We start from the raw sequence: 16,081 nt of genomic DNA on the forward strand, positions 1-16,081 counted from the left end.
ATGGCTGTTGATGATACCCAACCTCTTATCAGTCATCTGATAGAACTGCGTAAGCGGTTATTGAATTGCATAATCACCGTATTGGTGGTTTTTTTAGCATTGGTTTATTTTTCCAATGATATCTACCAGTTAGTTTCAGCGCCGTTGATAAAGCAGCTACCGCAAGGTGCCAGCATGATTGCGACCGATGTCGCATCGCCATTCTTTACGCCGATAAAACTCACCATGATGGTGTCGGTTTTTGTTGCCGCGCCAATGATTCTTTATCAGGTGTGGGCATTTATCGCACCGGCGCTGTATAAGCATGAGCGACGCTTGATGGCACCGTTGCTGGTTTCCAGCAGCCTGCTGTTCTATCTGGGAATGGCATTTGCCTACTTTATCGTTTTCCCGTTGGCTTTTGGTTTCTTTGCGAAAACGGCGCCGGAAGGCGTGATGATTGCGACAGACATCAATAATTACCTCAGCTTTGTTATGGCTTTGTTTATGGCCTTCGGGATTTCCTTTGAAGTGCCAATCGCGATTATCTTATTGTGTTGGAGTGGCGTAACCAGCCCCGAAGATTTGAAGAAAAAACGTCCTTATGTACTCGTGGGCGCTTTTGTCGTGGGGATGTTGTTGACCCCGCCCGATGTCTTCTCACAAACGTTACTCGCGATTCCAATGTATCTTCTGTTTGAGGTTGGCGTCTTTTTTGCCCGTTTTTATGTCGGTAAGCAGCGTCGTCCGGTGACAGAAGAAGAGGATGAGGACGAGGAAGACCAACCTAAAGCACCTTAAGCTTCAGTTTTACAAGTCAAGCCGCCCCTTTGGGCGGCTTCTGTTTTGGGATAACCATGTTTGATATTGGCGTCAACTTAACCAGTACACAGTTTGCTAAAGATAGACATCAGGTGGTTGAAAGAGCAAAAGAAGCAGGAGTCGCTGGTCTATTGATTACCGGCACCAGCGCAGAAGAAAGCCATGAAGCTGCACTATTGGCGGCCCAGTACCCTGATTACTGTTGGTCAACGGCAGGCGTTCATCCCCATCATGCCAGTAGTTGGAACGCGTCGGTTGAGCAGCAAATTCATGCTCTAGCGGCTTCACCTTCTGTCGTCGCTGTAGGGGAGTGCGGGTTGGATTTTAACCGCAACTTTTCTACACCTGTAGAGCAAGAGACGGCATTTACTGCGCAACTGGCTCTTGCAGCCGAACTGTCACTGCCAGTATTTTTACATTGCCGCGATGCTCATCATCGCTTTGTCCATCTGTTGTCTCCCTGGCTGGAAAAGCTCCCCGCGGCTGTCGTGCACTGCTTTACCGGCTCGGCTTCGGAGTTGGATGATTGTCTGTCGCTGGGTTTGTCAGTGGGTATGACCGGTTGGGTATGTGATGAACGCCGTGGTCTTGAGCTGCGAGCCTTATTGCCACGTATTCCTGCCGAACGTTTATTGTTGGAAACTGATGCCCCTTATTTATTGCCCCGGGATCTTCATCCTAAACCTGCATCTCGTCGCAATGAACCCTGTTTTCTGCCTCACATCGTCCGGCAGGTTGCTGCCTGGCGAGAAGAAGACCCTGAATGGCTAGGACAGAAAACTGCTGAAAACGCTCGCCGGGTTTTCCGGTTGGTTTGAGTTAGGAGAGAAAAATGAGCTATGCATTTCCGGGTACTTTTCCAGGTCGTCGTATGCGCCGCGTTCGTCGCCACGATTTCAGTCGCCGCCTGGTTGCCGAGAATCAACTGACGGTTAATGACCTGATTTATCCCGTGTTTGTGATGGAAGGTACTAACCGACAAGAGGCCGTGCCTTCTATGCCGGGCGTCTCGCGGATGACTATCGATCTGCTGGTGAAGGAAGCTGAAGCTGTCGCGAAACTTGGTGTTCCCGTGCTTTCTCTGTTCCCTGTCATTGAGTCGAGCTTCAAATCTTTACACGCAGAGGAAGCTTATAATCCTGACGGTTTGGTGCAGCGAGCGGTACGTGCGTTAAAAGACGCAGTGCCGGAGCTAGGGTTGTTGACCGATGTGGCATTAGACCCTTATACCACCCACGGTCAGGACGGTATCATTGATGAAGATGGCTATGTTATCAATGATATAACCAAAGATATTCTGGTGCGTCAGGCGCTATCTCATGCGGAAGCGGGGGCTGAAATTGTTGCGCCGAGCGATATGATGGATGGCCGGATTGGCGCGATTCGCGATTGTCTGGAAGCTCAAGGGTTGATTAATACGCAAATCATGGCGTATTCGGCAAAATATGCTTCCTGCTACTACGGTCCATTCCGCGATGCGATTGGCTCGAGCGGCAATTTGAAAGGTGGCAATAAAAAGACCTATCAAATGGACCCAGCCAATAGCGACGAAGCTTTGCAAGAGATTGCGCAGGACTTGCAGGAAGGCGCAGATATGGTGATGGTGAAACCGGGTATGCCGTATCTGGACGTGGTGCGCCGTGTTAAAGATACTTTCGGCGTTCCGACCTTTGCTTATCAGGTTTCTGGCGAGTATGCGATGCATATGGCGGCGATTCAAAACGGCTGGCTACAGGAAAAACCAGCGGTAATGGAATCATTGCTATGCTTTAAACGTGCGGGCGCGGATGGGGTATTAACCTATTTCGCTAAGCAGGTTGCTCAGTGGCTGCATGATGAGCATATGCAGCGCTAGACATTAATATCGAGGCAGGCGCTATAGCACGCTTGCCTCGTCATGTTTTCAGATTGATATCAGATTTTCTCAAACTGGTTGTTGCTCAGGCTTTGACTAACTTCTTTGTTCAGGATTTTGAGAAGCAACATTGAGCGCGTTTCGCCGTCTGGCTCTGCGTAAATGGCCTGTAACCCTTCGAAAATCCCTTCAGTAATCTGGACTTTGTCCCCAGAAGCAGGCGTGTCAGGATCGATAATCACTTCCTGAGAATAGTTGAGCAGAGCTTGAATAATCGAATCTGAGACAACAACCGGCCCTGCGCCAAAACGCACAAAATTACTGACTCCCCGCGTTGAGCTGATCGTCGTGGTATGGATGCACTCAGGATCAAATTTTACGAACAGATAATTGGGAAACAAAGGCTCGTCTACCACTTTACGCTTGCCCCGAATAATCTTCTCGACCGCAGCGATAGGCGTTTGGCACACCACTTGCTGACGCTCTAAATGCTCTTTGGCTCGCAAGATTTGTCCGCGTTTACAATATAATAAATACCAAGATTCCATGATTTCATATGCCTCGAGATCCTATCCATCAGCATATCAAATGCGATAACAGATATATAGCCGCTGAAAATAGTATTGAATACCTTGTAGTGATGGTGAATTAATTCATGCACACCAGATTTCCCAGCAGGTATCACAACCCTGAAATATGAAATCAGATATAAGTAAGGCTAACCTATTAATCCTCGGTGTAACTGAATTGTCGCCTCGAGTTAATGTAGATATGTCCTGTTGAATAGTAAAAGGAGAGAGTCATGGAGTTGTTTTTGCTGAGTAACGGCAAGGTATCGGGTGACGCAGAACTGCTTGGTTATGCCAAAGATCGTATTCGGGTGATGCTCACTAGCCGGAAAATTACCTCAGCAGTTCTTATCCCTTATGCATTGATCCGCAGCGATTTTGATCAACGCGCTCAGGAACTGGAAAAAACCTTAGGCATCACTGTAACCAGTATTCACCATGCCGCCGACCCTGTAGCGGCTATTGGCGAAGCGGAATGCATTTTAATCAGCGGCGGCAATACCTGGATGCTAAATCAGATGCTGCATGAGAAAGGGCTGATCGTTCCTATCCAGAGAGTGGTTCGCGAGCGCAATGTGCCTTATGTCGGTTGGAGCGCAGGATGTAACGTGGCTACGCCGAGTATTCGTACCACTAATGATATGCCGGTTCGTAATAGCGTTGTTTTACCGTCGCTGGGGCTATTCCCGCTGCAAATTAATCCACATTATATTGATGCGCATATCAGTGGCCATATGGGAGAAACGCGAGATGAGCGATTAGCTGAGTTTTGCGCGGTTAATCCAGGCGAGAGAGTCGTGGCTTTACGCGAGGGCAGTCTGCTGCACGTTAGCGGCAACGAGCTAAGCTATTTCAGCGTGCTAGATAAGGGTTTTAAAGTATTCCATCACGGCGAGGAGCCGCAGGAATATCACGATACTCGGCCGCTAGCGGATTGGGTTCCATTCTATTGCCAATAATTTTTTTTCAGCCAGGAGCAGTTCCAATTGAATGCAATGTCTTGCTGCGGATTGGTTTGCTCCTGTTTGGATAATAGGAAAGTTTGTATCGCGCATCTGAAAGCACCAATGGATGTAAGTTTTACTAATATTTTTAATGATTAGTTAAATAACATAGCCCGCTTGAAATGAGAGAATTTTCTAAATTATATGCAGTAATGATGGTCGCGATTCATTACAGCTAAGATAGAAATGGTTGGAGAAAATCGATGCGAAAAGTTAGTTTTTCCTTGCTCTCATGTCTAATTACTTTTGGTTGCTTGCCAAGCGTTTCCGGCGCAGTTCCCCAAGAAATCACCGCTGAGCAGATGGTTAACGCTCTAAATGATGTATTCGGCCGACACAGTAAACAGCGGGCGTCCCATGCTAAAGGCTTTTGTTTTTCAGGTAAGTTTATCGCCAGCGGTGAAGGGACTGAACTTTCACAGGCTGATTTATTGCGTAAAAACGAGCAGTCTGATGTTGTCGGTCGATTTTCAATCGGAGGGGGGAATCCTAAGGCCGCCGATAACGCCAAAAACTTGCGTGGACTGGCGTTTGAGCTGGTTAATACGAAGCACTCTCGCTGGCAGTTAGTTATGATCTCATCCCCTTTCTTTTTTGCTCGAACCCCGCAGGAATTTATCGAGTTTTTAAAGGTCAGGACGCCAGATCCCGAAACAGGAAAGCCCAATCCAGAGCGATTGAACACATTTAACCAATCCCATCCTCATACTTTGCGCCAAGCTCAGTATGTTGCATCACAGCCCGTCCCTGCCAGCTACGCTACAATTCCCTATTGGGGCGGGAGTACCTTTATCACTTATAAAGATCAGTCCCAGTATGCGGTTCGCTGGCGTATGGAGCCGGTGGAAGGACGGCAGGGGTTAAGCGATGAGCAGGCGAAGGCAAAGTCGCCGGATTTCTTGCAAGAGGAATTGCGGCAACGCCTAGCCAAGGGGCCTATAGAATACGACCTGTACGCCATCGTAGCGCAGAAAGGTGATAATTTGATTGACCCGACGCAGTCCTGGCCGGCTGAACGGCGTGAGGTAAATATGGGGCGGTTATTTATCGAGACAGTTACCGATCAGCAATGCGATAAAAAAGTATTTATTCCAACAGTGCTGCCGCAGGGGATTCGTGTCAGTGATGATCCCACATTGGCTGTTCGCGCTGAGGCGTACCTGATATCTACAAGTCGCCGTCAGTGACAGATAAAGACCTGACTAGAATCATGGCTTTGCCCACTCGCAAACCATGATTTCTAGTGTAAAAATACTATTGGAGGATGGCGATTCTACATTTACAGCGAGCAGGTATACATTTTTAACAAAAAGACAGCAACTGCTATAAAGACAGCCTATAATGGCCCATCCTGTGGCCGCCATAATGATCATCATGAAATACCGTGACTTACGCGACTTCCTCTCGTTGCTGGAACAGAGGGGGGAGCTTAAACGCATAACCCAGCCGATTGACCCTTATCTGGAAATGACAGAAATCGCCGATCGTACTTTACGTGCTGGCGGCCCCGCGTTGTTGTTCGAGAACCCTAAAGGCTATGAGATGCCGGTGCTTTGTAATTTGTTTGGTACAGCCAAACGGGTTGCGATGGGCATGGGGCAAGAAGATGTCAGCGCATTGCGCGATGTTGGTAAACTGTTAGCCTTCCTGAAAGAACCGGATCCGCCGAAGGGATTCCGCGATTTATTCGATAAGTTACCCAAATTCAAACAAGTGCTGAATATGCCGACCAAGCGTCTGAGTTCAGCCCCTTGTCAGGAGCAAATCTGGCAGGGTGATGATGTGGATCTCAGCCGCATTCCGGTGATGCATTGCTGGCCTGAAGACGCCGCGCCTTTGGTTTCCTGGGGGTTAACGATCACTCGTGGGCCACATAAAGAACGGCAAAATCTCGGTATTTATCGCCAACAGGTGTTAGGTAAAAATCAGCTAATTATGCGTTGGTTATCCCACCGTGGCGGTGCGCTGGATTATCAGGAATGGTGCGAGGCGCACCCCGGTGAACGTTTCCCGGTTTCGGTTGCGCTGGGTGCCGATCCCGCAACTATTCTGGCTGCCGTAACTCCCGTTCCCGATACCTTATCCGAATACGCTTTTGCCGGTTTATTACGCGGGCATAAAACCGAAGTGGTTAAATGTATTTCCAACGATCTTGAAGTTCCTGCAAGTGCAGAAATCGTTTTGGAAGGATATATTGAGCAGGGTCATATTGCGCCAGAAGGTCCTTATGGCGACCATACCGGTTATTACAACGAAATAGACAGCTTCCCGGTGTTTACCGTGACGCATATCACTCAGCGTAGAGACGCGATTTATCACTCCACTTATACCGGCCGTCCGCCGGATGAGCCAGCGGTGATGGGCGTGGCGCTGAATGAAGTTTTTGTGCCTATTTTACAAAAACAGTTTCCGGAAATCGTTGATTTCTATTTGCCACCGGAAGGCTGTTCCTACCGCTTAGCGGTTGTCACAATCAAAAAACAATACGCGGGTCATGCTAAGCGCGTAATGATGGGCGTGTGGTCATTTTTACGACAGTTTATGTACACCAAATTTGTTATTGTTTGTGATGATGATATTAATGCCAGAGACTGGAATGACGTGATTTGGGCGATTACCACCCGAATGGACCCAGCGCGCGATACGGTATTAATTGAAAATACCCCAATAGATTATTTGGATTTCGCCTCGCCGGTTTCCGGTCTTGGATCGAAAATGGGGCTGGATGCCACTAACAAATGGCCAGCAGAAACCCCTCGTGAATGGGGCCGTCCTATCAAGATGGATGAGCAGGTTCGCACGCGTGTAGATGCGATCTGGGATGAGCTTGCCATATTCAGTGACAAAGAGCCTGAGCGCTGATTGCGTGATTTTTGTCCATAGTTTTGCATTTGATGACCCGACAGAGGGAACGCATGACGACATTGAGCTGTAAAGTAACCTCCGTAGAGGCCATTACCGATACGGTATACCGAGTGCAACTGGTACCAGAATCGGCGTTTTCTTTCCGCGCTGGTCAATACCTGATGGTGGTGATGGATGAGCGTGATAAGCGCCCATTCTCTATGGCGTCAACGCCATTAGAGCAGGCTTATATCGAGCTGCATATTGGCGCATCTGAGTTAAATCTGTATGCGATGGCGGTGATGGATCGCATTCTGAAAGAGAAAACGTTGGATGTGGATATTCCACACGGCGAAGCTTGGTTCCGCGAAGGCAGCGAGCGTCCAATGATCCTGATTGCGGGCGGCACCGGTTTCTCTTATGCCCGTTCCATTCTGCTGGCGGCGCTGGCTGAAAAACCAAATCGGGAAGTATCGATTTATTGGGGCGGACGTGAATCCAAGCATCTTTATGATTTAAGCGAGCTGGAAGCGCTCTCGATCAAATACCCTCAGTTGAAGGTCATTCCCGTGGTGGAACAGCCAGAAGACGAATGGCGTGGCAGAACGGGCACGGTATTAAGTGCAGTGTTGCAGGATTATGGTTCATTGGCGGAGCAGGATATTTACATTGCTGGCCGTTTTGAAATGGCCAAAATAGCTCGCGAACGTTTCTGTGCAGAGCGCGGTGCGCAGGAAGCGCATATTTACGGCGATGCGTTCGCCTTTATCTGACGGTTTTATCGCTGTGTTCCGGTTACCGTTTTGCCGGAACAAAAAAAGCCCGCCCCTGACAGGCGGGAAAATACGGCAACTAAACTCCAGGTACAGCGGTGGTACGGACCCGAATTAACGGGTCCTACAGTTTGTTTTAATCAAACGCGTTCAATCACGGTCGCAATGCCTTGGCCTAAACCAATGCACATAGTCGCTAGGCCAAACTGGGCGTCGCGACGTTCCATCAAATTCAGTAAGGTTGTGGAAATTCTTGCACCCGAGCAGCCCAATGGATGGCCCAGAGCGATTGCGCCACCGTTCAGGTTCACTTTGTCATCCATACTTTCCCGTAGACCCAGCCCCTTCACGCAGGACAGTGCCTGAGCGGCGAAAGCTTCGTTCAGTTCAAACAAATCGATATCCTGAATGCGTAAACCTGCGCGTTTCAATGCCAGTTGACTGGCTGGCACCGGGCCGTAACCCATAATGGACGGATCGCAGCCGACAACGGCCATGGAGCGAATACGAGCGCGTGGCTTTAATCCCAGCGATTTGGCGCGTGATTCGCTCATAATCAGCATGGCTGAAGCGCCGTCTGATAATGCTGACGAAGAACCCGCTGTCACCGTACCATTGACCGGATCGAACGCCGGACGTAGGCCAGCCAGACTGGCGAGATTGGTTTCTGGACGAATCACTTCATCGTAATCAAAACGTTTTAATACGCCGTCGGCATCGTGGCCATTGGTTGGAACAATCTCTTTGGCGAATGCGCCAGAGCGCGTCGCTGCCTCAGCGCGCTGGTGAGAGCGCACGGCGAATTGATCCTGATCTTCACGGCTAATCTGGTGAATTTTTGCCAGCATTTCAGCGGTTAAGCCCATCATTCCGGCTGCTTTAGCCACTGAACGACCCATTCCTGGATGGAAATCAACGCCGTGATTCATTGGAACGTGACCCATATGTTCCACGCCGCCAATCAGACAGATTTGCGCATCACCGACCATAATAGCGCGCGCGCCGTCATGGAGAGCCTGCATGGATGAACCACACAGACGGTTAACGGTAACTGCGGCCACATTGTGTGGAATTTCTGCCAGTAAAGAAGCGTTACGAGCGATGTTGAAGCCTTGCTCTAGCGTTTGTTGCACACATCCCCAATAAATGTCGTCGATTTCACCGGCATTCAGCGCTGGGTTGCGGCTTAACACTGCGCGCATCAAATGGGCAGAAAGATCTTCGGCGCGTACGTTACGGAATGCGCCGCCCTTGGAGCGACCCATCGGAGTACGGACGGCGTCAATAATGACTACGTTTTCCATTTTTTCAGACCTCATGCCGGTTGGTCAGTGGAGATATCAGGCAGCGTTGCCGCTACGGGATAATAGGTTTCGTTACGCTCGGCTTTGGCTCTCAGCCCGGCGGGTACGTGGTAAAGCGCACCCAAATCGGCATAACGCTGCGCCATTTCCACATATTTAGTGGTGCCCAGAGTGTCCAGATAGCGGAACACGCCGCCGTGGAACGGAGGGAAACCAAGGCCGTACACCAGCGCCATATCCCCTTCGGCCGGGCTGGCAATAATGCCTTCTTCCAGGCAACGCACCACTTCGTTAATCATTGGGATCATCGCTCGGGCGATGATCTCTTCGTCGCTGAGAGTGTGGCGTGGCTGGCTGACCGGAGCCAGCAACCCGTCGATAGCATCATCGTTTTCTTTACGCGGTTTGCCTTTGGCATCCTGCGTGTAGCGATAGAAACCAATACCGTTTTTCTGACCGTAACGCTGGTTTTCAAACAGTACATCGATGGCATCGCGGTAATCTTTGCCCATGCGTTCAGGGAAACCGAGCGCCATAACGGCTTGAGCATGATGAGCGGTATCAATCCCTACCACATCAAGAAGATAAGCAGGGCCCATCGGCCAGCCGAACTGTTTCTCCATGACTTTATCAATCTGACGGAAATCTACGCCGTCGCGTACCAGCATGCCGAAACCGTATAAATACGGGAACAATACGCGGTTAACGAAGAAACCAGGGCAATCATTGACGACAATCGGGGTTTTCCCCATTTGGGTGGCATAGGCCACTACGGTCGCAATAGTTTTTTCCGAAGTCTTCTCGCCACGGATAATTTCTACCAACGGCATCCGGTGAACCGGGTTGAAGAAATGCATACCGCAGAAGTTTTCCGGCCGCTTAAGTGATTTAGCCAGTTCATTAATAGGAATGGTCGAGGTATTCGAAGCGAGGACAGTCTCTTCTCCGATAAGTCCTTCCACTTCACTTAAAACGGCGGCCTTAACTTTAGGATTCTCGACTACTGCCTCAACGATAATCTGCGCGCGTTCAATACCGGCATAATCCAGCGTTGGGTGAATGGTTGCGAGCGTCTTCGCCATTTTTAAACCATCTAGCTTGCCGCGTTCCAGTTGTTTATTCAGCAACTTGGCTGCTTCGTTCATTCCCAGATCCAGCGATTTTTCGCTGATATCTTTCATGATGACCGGCACGCCTTTTAGCGCAGATTGATAAGCGATGCCGCCGCCCATAATTCCTGCACCCAATACCGCAGCCTGTTTTGGCGCAGTAATGCCTTTAGTCAGCTTTTTCGCTTTGCCTTTTACGTATTGGTCATTGAGGAAGATACTCACCAATGCGCGGGCTACATCCGAACCAGCCAGTGGCACAAAGCTGTTGGTTTCCAGCTTCAGTGCTTCTTCACGACCAAATTTGGCTGCGGCTTCAATGGTCTTCACTGCGGTAATTGGCGCCGGATAATGTTTGCCTGCCACTTTCATTACCATGCCTTTGGCGATGGTGAAGCACATGGCGGCTTCGGTTGAATTCAGTTTCAGCGGTTCCAGCTTAGGACGACGAGCGGCCTGCCAGTCTAACTTGCCTGCAATTGCCTGATTCAACATGCTCAATGCGGCCGGAATCAGTTTTTCCTGAGTGACTACGGCATCAACCAGCCCAATTTTCAACGCTTCGGCTGCGTTAACATCTTTACCTGCTGCAATAATTTCTAATGCGCCATCGGCTCCCAACAGGCGCGGTAAACGCACGGAGCCTCCAAAGCCAGGCATGATGCCCAGTTTGGTTTCAGGCAAACCGATGCGAGCCTCTGGGGAAGCGATACGAAAATCAGTGGCTAACACGCACTCGCAGCCACCGCCTAACGCATAGCCTGTGATCGCGGACAGCGTCGGAACCGGCAAGTCTTCCAGTCGGTTAAAGGTGTTGTTGGCAAAAACCAGCCATTCATGCAGTTTTTCCGGCGGGGCATTAAACAGAGAGAGAAATTCGGTGATATCCGCACCGACAATAAAGGCTGCTTTATTGGAACGTAGCAGCAACCCTTTGAGTTCAGTTTGTTTTTCCAGCACGCCTAGGGCTTCCCCTAAACTGGCCACGGTTTTGGTATCTAGTTTATTGACAGAGCCAGGTGCATCGAACACCAACTCGGCAATACCGTTTTCAAGCCAGTGCAGCTGTAGCGTTTCGCTTTGGTAGAGCATATCTATCTCCTGAATAAGCGCATGTGATCTGGTATGACCAGATATTCAGGAAGTGTGGTTTTTTTGTTAAATAAATGCAAATAAGAGTTTGGTTTTTTGCAGCAAGGATCACAAAGGTTTGGTGAATACATTGATATATATAATATTTATTGTTGTTTTATATGCTGGTTAATTATTTCATTGGCAGCTAAGTTTGAACGATATCCTGCTGTCATCGATAATATAATGACGTAATTTCCACGAGATTTTTCCCCGCGAATCTAGCTATAAGTAATGATTATTAAGGATTTAGTGGGCAATCCCACGGTTAAGCGTAGATAAAACACGGCTCCGATGACTGTGATAAGATAAAAAACCTGAAGTTCTAATGGCAAAGGGTACTTTGATGGAAACGCTGGCTTCTTTATATAACGAACATTTATCCACGCTACAGCAACGCACGCGTGAAGTATTAGAGCGCAATCAGCTTGATGCTTTACTGATTCATTCCGGGGAGTTGCAGCGCATTTTCCTTGATGACCGCGATTATCCGTTTAAGGCAAACGCGCAGTTTAAAGCTTGGGTGCCGGTGACTGAAGTACCGAACTGCTGGTTATGGGTCGATGGTGTTAATACGCCAAAATTATGGTTCTATTCACCGGTGGATTACTGGCACTGCGTGGAACCTTTGCCTGATAGCTTCTGGACCAAATCCATCGAAATATTCCCGTTAACTAAAGCGGATGATATCGCTGGTTTATTACCACAACAGCGTCAACGAGTTGCCTATATTGGCTATGCGCAGGAGCGTGCTCGTGGCTTGGGTATCTCGATGGAAAATATCAATCCGAAGCCGGTGTTGGATTACCTCCACTATCATCGTTCGTATAAAACCGACTATGAACTTGCTTGTATGCGTGAAGCGCAAAAAACTGCGGTAGTTGGGCATCGCGCCGCTCACGAAGCTTTTCTGTCTGGCATGAGCGAGTTTGATATCAATCTGGCCTATCTGATGGCTACCGGTCATCGCGATACCGATGTCCCTTATGACAACATCGTTGCGCTGAACGAGCATGCTGCGGTGCTGCATTACACCAAATTGCAGCATCAACCACCGGCCGAAATGCGCAGTTTTTTGATGGATGCTGGCGCGGAATACAACGGCTATGCGGCAGATTTGACCCGAACCTATGCGGCGAACGGCAAAAGCGATTTTGCGGCGTTAATCAAAGATCTGAATGCCGAACAACTGGCGCTGATTGGCACCATTAAAAGCGGCGTGCGCTATACCGATTACCATCTGCAAATGCATCAACGTTTGGCCAAACTGTTACGCACCCATAAATTAGTGGTGGATATCAGTGAAGAAGCGATGGTCGAACAAGGTTTGACCTGCCCATTCCTGCCACACGGCTTGGGTCATCCGTTAGGTCTACAGGTACATGATTCGGCTGGTTTTATGCAGGATGATACAGGTAGCCATCTGGCTGCACCGTCGAAGTATCCGTATCTGCGTTGCACCCGAATTCTCGAACCGCGCATGGTATTAACCATCGAGCCGGGTATCTACTTCATTGAGTCACTATTGGCACCTTGGCGTAGCGGCGAGTTCAGCAAGCATTTTAATTGGGAACGTATTGATGCGATGAAACCTTATGGCGGCATCCGTATTGAAGACAATATCGTTATCCATGAAAAGCGGGTTGAGAATATGACGCGCGATCTGAATCTGGCTTAATGCAGCCTTTTCTTATTCCGGCGGCTTCCGTCAGCGTCACTGAAGAAATCAAGAAAAGTCGTTTTATCACTCTGCTGGCACATACCAACGGAGTGAATGAAGCCAAAGCATTTATTCAGCAGATAAAAGAAGAGCACCCAACGGCCCGGCATCATTGCTGGGCTTTTGTCGCTGGCGCACCGACAGATTCTCAGCAGCTAGGGTTTTCGGACGACGGCGAGCCATCGGGAACCGCGGGTAAACCCATACTGGCACAGCTGATGGGGAGTCATATCGGTGAAATAACCGCAGTGGTCGTTCGCTACTACGGCGGCATAAAACTGGGCACCGGCGGGCTGGTCAAAGCCTACGGCAGCGGAGTGCAGCAAGCGCTGAAACAAATCGAAGTAAAGTATAAAGTGCCGCAGGTGGAATATACTTTGTTATGTGATTACGCGCAGTTGGCGATGGTGGAATCACTGCTACAACAGGTTGATGGTCAGATTTTACAGGGTAATTATGGCGCGCAGGTCAATCTCCGTCTCTCTTTACCGGCGACTCAGGCCAGTCAGGTCGGGGAGAAATTACGCGATCTGAGTCGTGGTTCGTTGCAATTGACGCCCATTTCGCAATAATCCCCATCCAAGTGAATTGCTAAGGAACGTGCCGGAATGCATTTTCGTGCCATAACCCGTATTGTTGGTCTGCTGGTCATCTTATTCTCCGGAACTATGTTTATTCCCGGACTGGTGGCGTTGATCTATCGTGATGGTGCCGGTCGTGCCTTCAGTCAAACCTTCTTTGTTGCCCTGGTGATTGGCCTGTTTCTCTGGCTTCCCAACCGTAAACAGAAACATGAACTGAAGCCTCGCGAGGGCTTTTTGATTGTGGTTCTGTTCTGGACGGTGCTGGGCAGCGTCGGGGCTTTGCCGTTTCTTTTTTCTGAGCGACCCAACCTTTCGGTTACCGATGCCTTTTTCGAATCGTTTTCCGGCCTGACAACGACCGGCGCTACTACGCTGGTCGGGTTGGATTCTTTACCCAAGGCCATTCTGTTCTATCGGCAAATGCTGCAATGGCTGGGGGGAATGGGAATCATCGTGTTGGCCGTAGCGATTTTGCCCATATTGGGCGTCGGGGGAATGCAGCTGTATCGGGCAGAAATGCCGGGGCCGTTGAAAGATAATAAAATGCGACCGCGAATTGCGGAAACGGCAAAAACCCTGTGGCTTATTTATGTGCTCCTCACCATTGCCTGCGCGCTTTCCCTGTGGGGGGCGGGGATGTCGGTGTTCGATGCGATTTCGCATAGTTTCTCAACTATAGCTATTGGCGGTTTCTCAACTCATGACGCCAGTATCGGTTATTTCGCCAGCCCAACGATTAACACTATCATTGCCATCTTCTTGCTGATCTCGGGGTGTAACTTCGGCCTGCACTTTGCCGTACTGAGCGGGCGCAGCCTGAAAGTGTATTGGCGCGATCCCGAATTCCGGATGTTTATCTTTGTACAACTGACGCTGGTAGTCGTTTGTACTTTGGTTTTGTGGCAGCACAGCGTGTACAAATCCGGTCTGGAAACTCTGAATCAGGCGTTTTTCCAAGTGGTATCTATGGCCACGACCGCGGGCTTTACTACCGATAGCATTGCCAAATGGCCGCTATTCCTTCCTATCCTTCTATTATGTTCCGCTTTTATCGGCGGTTGTGCAGGTTCAACCGGCGGTGGCCTTAAAGTGATTCGTATCCTTTTACTGTATCTGCAGGGTTCGCGAGAATTAAAGCGGTTGGTTCACCCGAACGCGGTTTACACCATCAAACTGGGGCGTCGTGCGCTACCGGAACGTATTCTGGAAGCGGTCTGGGGATTCTTCTCTGCTTACGCACTGGTGTTCATCATTAGTATGTTGGCGATCATTGCTACCGGTGTGGATGAGTTTTCTGCTTTTGCTGCCGTCACTGCGACGCTGAATAACCTTGGGCCGGGCTTGGGGGTGGTAGCAGATAACTTCACCTCAATGAATGCCGCAGCTAAATGGATACTGGTGATAACCATGTTGTTTGGTCGATTGGAAGTATTCACCCTACTGGTACTGTTTACGCCAACATTCTGGCGCGAGTAACTTTGAATTAGGAAAAAGTAGTTATGAAGGCATTGATACTTTACTCCAGCCGTGATGGGCAAACTCAGGCTATTTCTTCTTATATGGCTAATGAATTATCCGCGATGGTCAATTGTGACGTACAGGATCTGGCATTAGTAGGGAATATCGATCTCGGGCAGTACCAACAGGTCATGATCGGAGCTTCTATTCGTTATGGGCACTTCGATAAAGTGCTGACGAAGTTCATCACCCAACACCTGGAACAATTGAATACTATGCCGAGCGCTTTCTTTGCCGTGAACCTGACGGCGCGCAAACCGGAGAAGCGCACGCCCCAAACCAATTCTTATGTGCGTAAGTTCCTGGCAAGCTCGCCTTGGCAGCCGACACTCTGCGGCGTCTTCGCTGGAGCGCTGCGTTATCCACGCTATCGCTGGTTTGATCGGGTCATGATTCAACTTATTATGCGCATGACCGGCGGAGAAACAGATACCAGTAAAGAAGTGGAATACACCGATTGGCAGCAGGTAAGCAGTTTCGCCCGTGAATTCTCGCAAATGCAGTATAAAAAATAGCAAAAATGATGATTCTCGCCGCAATTCGTTGAAAAAAAAGCCGGTTGGAAAATTATTTGAAATTAGGGGTTGCAGCCTGTCAGGAACTCCCTATAATGCGCCTCCACTGACCGGGAACAACGAAACAAACTTCGCCGGGTCAGGAAGTGTTAAGCAGGCAGAAACGCCGGTTCTTAAAACGAAAGTTGAAAAGAAAAGCTTGACACTTCAGCGGGAAAGCGTATTATCTGCCTCCCGCGTTACCGTAAGATTCGCCACAAGCGAACGGGTAACGAACGCTCTTTAACAATTTATCAGACAATCTGTGTGGGCACTCGCAAGACGATATCAAAGCCTGTTTCGGCAGGCAGAAGA

Annotated in this window: 14 protein-coding genes; 11 read left to right on the forward strand and 3 right to left on the reverse strand. The window is 49.3% G+C overall.

Annotated elements, in window-relative coordinates; translation table 11 throughout:
* Genes tatC through hemB form a run of 3 tightly spaced genes read left to right on the forward strand, consistent with a single transcriptional unit; the run spans window position 1 to window position 2,656 of the window.
* A complete protein-coding gene (gene tatC, locus DBA33_RS11350; RefSeq protein ID WP_064514289.1) occupies window positions 1–780 on the forward strand; it encodes a Sec-independent protein translocase subunit TatC in 780 nt (259 codons plus the stop codon).
* Between the two features lie 56 nt (window positions 781–836).
* Window positions 837–1,619, forward strand: a complete 783-nt coding sequence (gene tatD, locus DBA33_RS11355; protein WP_064514287.1) for a 3'-5' ssDNA/RNA exonuclease TatD — start codon at window positions 837–839, stop codon at window positions 1,617–1,619.
* Between the two features lie 14 nt (window positions 1,620–1,633).
* Window positions 1,634–2,656, forward strand: coding sequence for a porphobilinogen synthase (gene hemB, locus DBA33_RS11360; RefSeq protein ID WP_064514285.1), 1,023 nt, complete (start codon window positions 1,634–1,636; stop codon window positions 2,654–2,656).
* Window positions 2,657–2,715: 59 nt separating this feature from the next.
* Here the strand turns inward: hemB and rfaH are convergent, their stop codons facing one another.
* Window positions 2,716–3,204, reverse strand: coding sequence for a transcription/translation regulatory transformer protein RfaH (rfaH, locus tag DBA33_RS11365; RefSeq protein ID WP_064514283.1), 489 nt, complete (start codon window positions 3,202–3,204; stop codon window positions 2,716–2,718).
* A gap of 254 nt (window positions 3,205–3,458) precedes the next feature.
* Here rfaH and pepE point away from each other — a divergent pair, with 254 nt between their 5' ends.
* The 4 genes from pepE to fre all read left to right on the forward strand — a co-directional run bounded on the left by pepE (window position 3,459) and on the right by fre (window position 7,846).
* On the forward strand, window positions 3,459–4,184 hold the full coding sequence (pepE, locus tag DBA33_RS11370) for a dipeptidase PepE (protein ID WP_064514281.1): 726 nt from the start codon (window positions 3,459–3,461) through the stop codon (window positions 4,182–4,184).
* A gap of 248 nt (window positions 4,185–4,432) precedes the next feature.
* Window positions 4,433–5,416 carry a catalase family peroxidase gene (locus DBA33_RS11375; RefSeq protein WP_064514279.1) on the forward strand — a complete coding sequence of 328 codons (984 nt, stop codon included), beginning with the start codon at window positions 4,433–4,435 and terminating at the stop codon, window positions 5,414–5,416.
* 178 nt (window positions 5,417–5,594) lie between these two features.
* The gene (gene ubiD / locus DBA33_RS11380) at window positions 5,595–7,091 is read left to right on the forward strand and encodes a 4-hydroxy-3-polyprenylbenzoate decarboxylase (RefSeq protein ID WP_064518312.1); all 1,497 of its coding nucleotides are present in this window, start codon (window positions 5,595–5,597) and stop codon (window positions 7,089–7,091) included.
* 53 nt (window positions 7,092–7,144) lie between these two features.
* Entirely contained in the window at window positions 7,145–7,846 is a 702-nt protein-coding gene (gene fre / locus DBA33_RS11385) for an NAD(P)H-flavin reductase (protein WP_064514277.1), read from the forward strand.
* A 140-nt stretch (window positions 7,847–7,986) separates the two neighbouring features.
* On the opposite strand, the gene fadA is transcribed toward fre, so the two are convergent.
* Window positions 7,987–9,150 carry an acetyl-CoA C-acyltransferase FadA gene (gene fadA / locus DBA33_RS11390; protein ID WP_064514275.1) on the reverse strand — a complete coding sequence of 388 codons (1,164 nt, stop codon included), beginning with the start codon at window positions 9,148–9,150 and terminating at the stop codon, window positions 7,987–7,989.
* An 11-nt stretch (window positions 9,151–9,161) separates the two neighbouring features.
* Window positions 9,162–11,351: a fatty acid oxidation complex subunit alpha FadB gene (gene fadB, locus DBA33_RS11395; RefSeq protein WP_064514273.1), complete on the reverse strand. Its 2,190-nt coding sequence runs from the start codon at window positions 11,349–11,351 to the stop codon at window positions 9,162–9,164.
* Window positions 11,352–11,736: 385 nt separating this feature from the next.
* On the opposite strand from fadB, the gene pepQ reads away from it, so the two are divergent.
* From pepQ to hemG, 4 genes are read left to right on the forward strand one after another with little or no spacing between them, the layout of a single operon-like run.
* Window positions 11,737–13,068, forward strand: coding sequence for a Xaa-Pro dipeptidase (gene pepQ / locus DBA33_RS11400; protein ID WP_064514271.1), 1,332 nt, complete (start codon window positions 11,737–11,739; stop codon window positions 13,066–13,068).
* Window positions 13,068–13,682, forward strand: coding sequence for an IMPACT family protein (locus DBA33_RS11405; protein ID WP_064514269.1), 615 nt, complete (start codon window positions 13,068–13,070; stop codon window positions 13,680–13,682). Before pepQ ends, DBA33_RS11405 begins: the two co-directional genes overlap by 1 nt.
* Before the next feature lie 36 nt (window positions 13,683–13,718).
* The gene (gene trkH / locus DBA33_RS11410) at window positions 13,719–15,170 is read left to right on the forward strand and encodes a Trk system potassium transporter TrkH (protein WP_064514267.1); all 1,452 of its coding nucleotides are present in this window, start codon (window positions 13,719–13,721) and stop codon (window positions 15,168–15,170) included.
* A 23-nt stretch (window positions 15,171–15,193) separates the two neighbouring features.
* Entirely contained in the window at window positions 15,194–15,727 is a 534-nt protein-coding gene (gene hemG / locus DBA33_RS11415) for a menaquinone-dependent protoporphyrinogen IX dehydrogenase (RefSeq protein WP_064514266.1), read from the forward strand.
* Window positions 15,728–16,081: the final 354 nt, after the last annotated feature.

This window comes from Yersinia sp. IP36721 (assembly GCF_003634395.1).
Classification (GTDB): domain Bacteria; phylum Pseudomonadota; class Gammaproteobacteria; order Enterobacterales; family Enterobacteriaceae; genus Yersinia; species Yersinia entomophaga.

What these genes read in the sequence shown, in the direction of transcription:
- tatC (WP_064514289.1), top strand. Translation starts at nt 1, where the DNA reads ATGGCTGTTGATGATACCCAACCTCTTATCAGTCATCTGATAGAACTG.
- tatD (WP_064514287.1), top strand. Translation starts at nt 837, where the DNA reads ATGTTTGATATTGGCGTCAACTTAACCAGTACACAGTTTGCTAAAGAT.
- hemB (WP_064514285.1), top strand. Translation starts at nt 1,634, where the DNA reads ATGAGCTATGCATTTCCGGGTACTTTTCCAGGTCGTCGTATGCGCCGC.
- rfaH (WP_064514283.1), bottom strand. Translation starts at nt 3,204, where the DNA reads ATGGAATCTTGGTATTTATTATATTGTAAACGCGGACAAATCTTGCGA.
- pepE (WP_064514281.1), top strand. Translation starts at nt 3,459, where the DNA reads ATGGAGTTGTTTTTGCTGAGTAACGGCAAGGTATCGGGTGACGCAGAA.
- DBA33_RS11375 (WP_064514279.1), top strand. Translation starts at nt 4,433, where the DNA reads ATGCGAAAAGTTAGTTTTTCCTTGCTCTCATGTCTAATTACTTTTGGT.
- ubiD (WP_064518312.1), top strand. Translation starts at nt 5,595, where the DNA reads ATGATCATCATGAAATACCGTGACTTACGCGACTTCCTCTCGTTGCTG.
- fre (WP_064514277.1), top strand. Translation starts at nt 7,145, where the DNA reads ATGACGACATTGAGCTGTAAAGTAACCTCCGTAGAGGCCATTACCGAT.
- fadA (WP_064514275.1), bottom strand. Translation starts at nt 9,150, where the DNA reads ATGGAAAACGTAGTCATTATTGACGCCGTCCGTACTCCGATGGGTCGC.
- fadB (WP_064514273.1), bottom strand. Translation starts at nt 11,351, where the DNA reads ATGCTCTACCAAAGCGAAACGCTACAGCTGCACTGGCTTGAAAACGGT.
- pepQ (WP_064514271.1), top strand. Translation starts at nt 11,737, where the DNA reads ATGGAAACGCTGGCTTCTTTATATAACGAACATTTATCCACGCTACAG.
- DBA33_RS11405 (WP_064514269.1), top strand. Translation starts at nt 13,068, where the DNA reads ATGCAGCCTTTTCTTATTCCGGCGGCTTCCGTCAGCGTCACTGAAGAA.
- trkH (WP_064514267.1), top strand. Translation starts at nt 13,719, where the DNA reads ATGCATTTTCGTGCCATAACCCGTATTGTTGGTCTGCTGGTCATCTTA.
- hemG (WP_064514266.1), top strand. Translation starts at nt 15,194, where the DNA reads ATGAAGGCATTGATACTTTACTCCAGCCGTGATGGGCAAACTCAGGCT.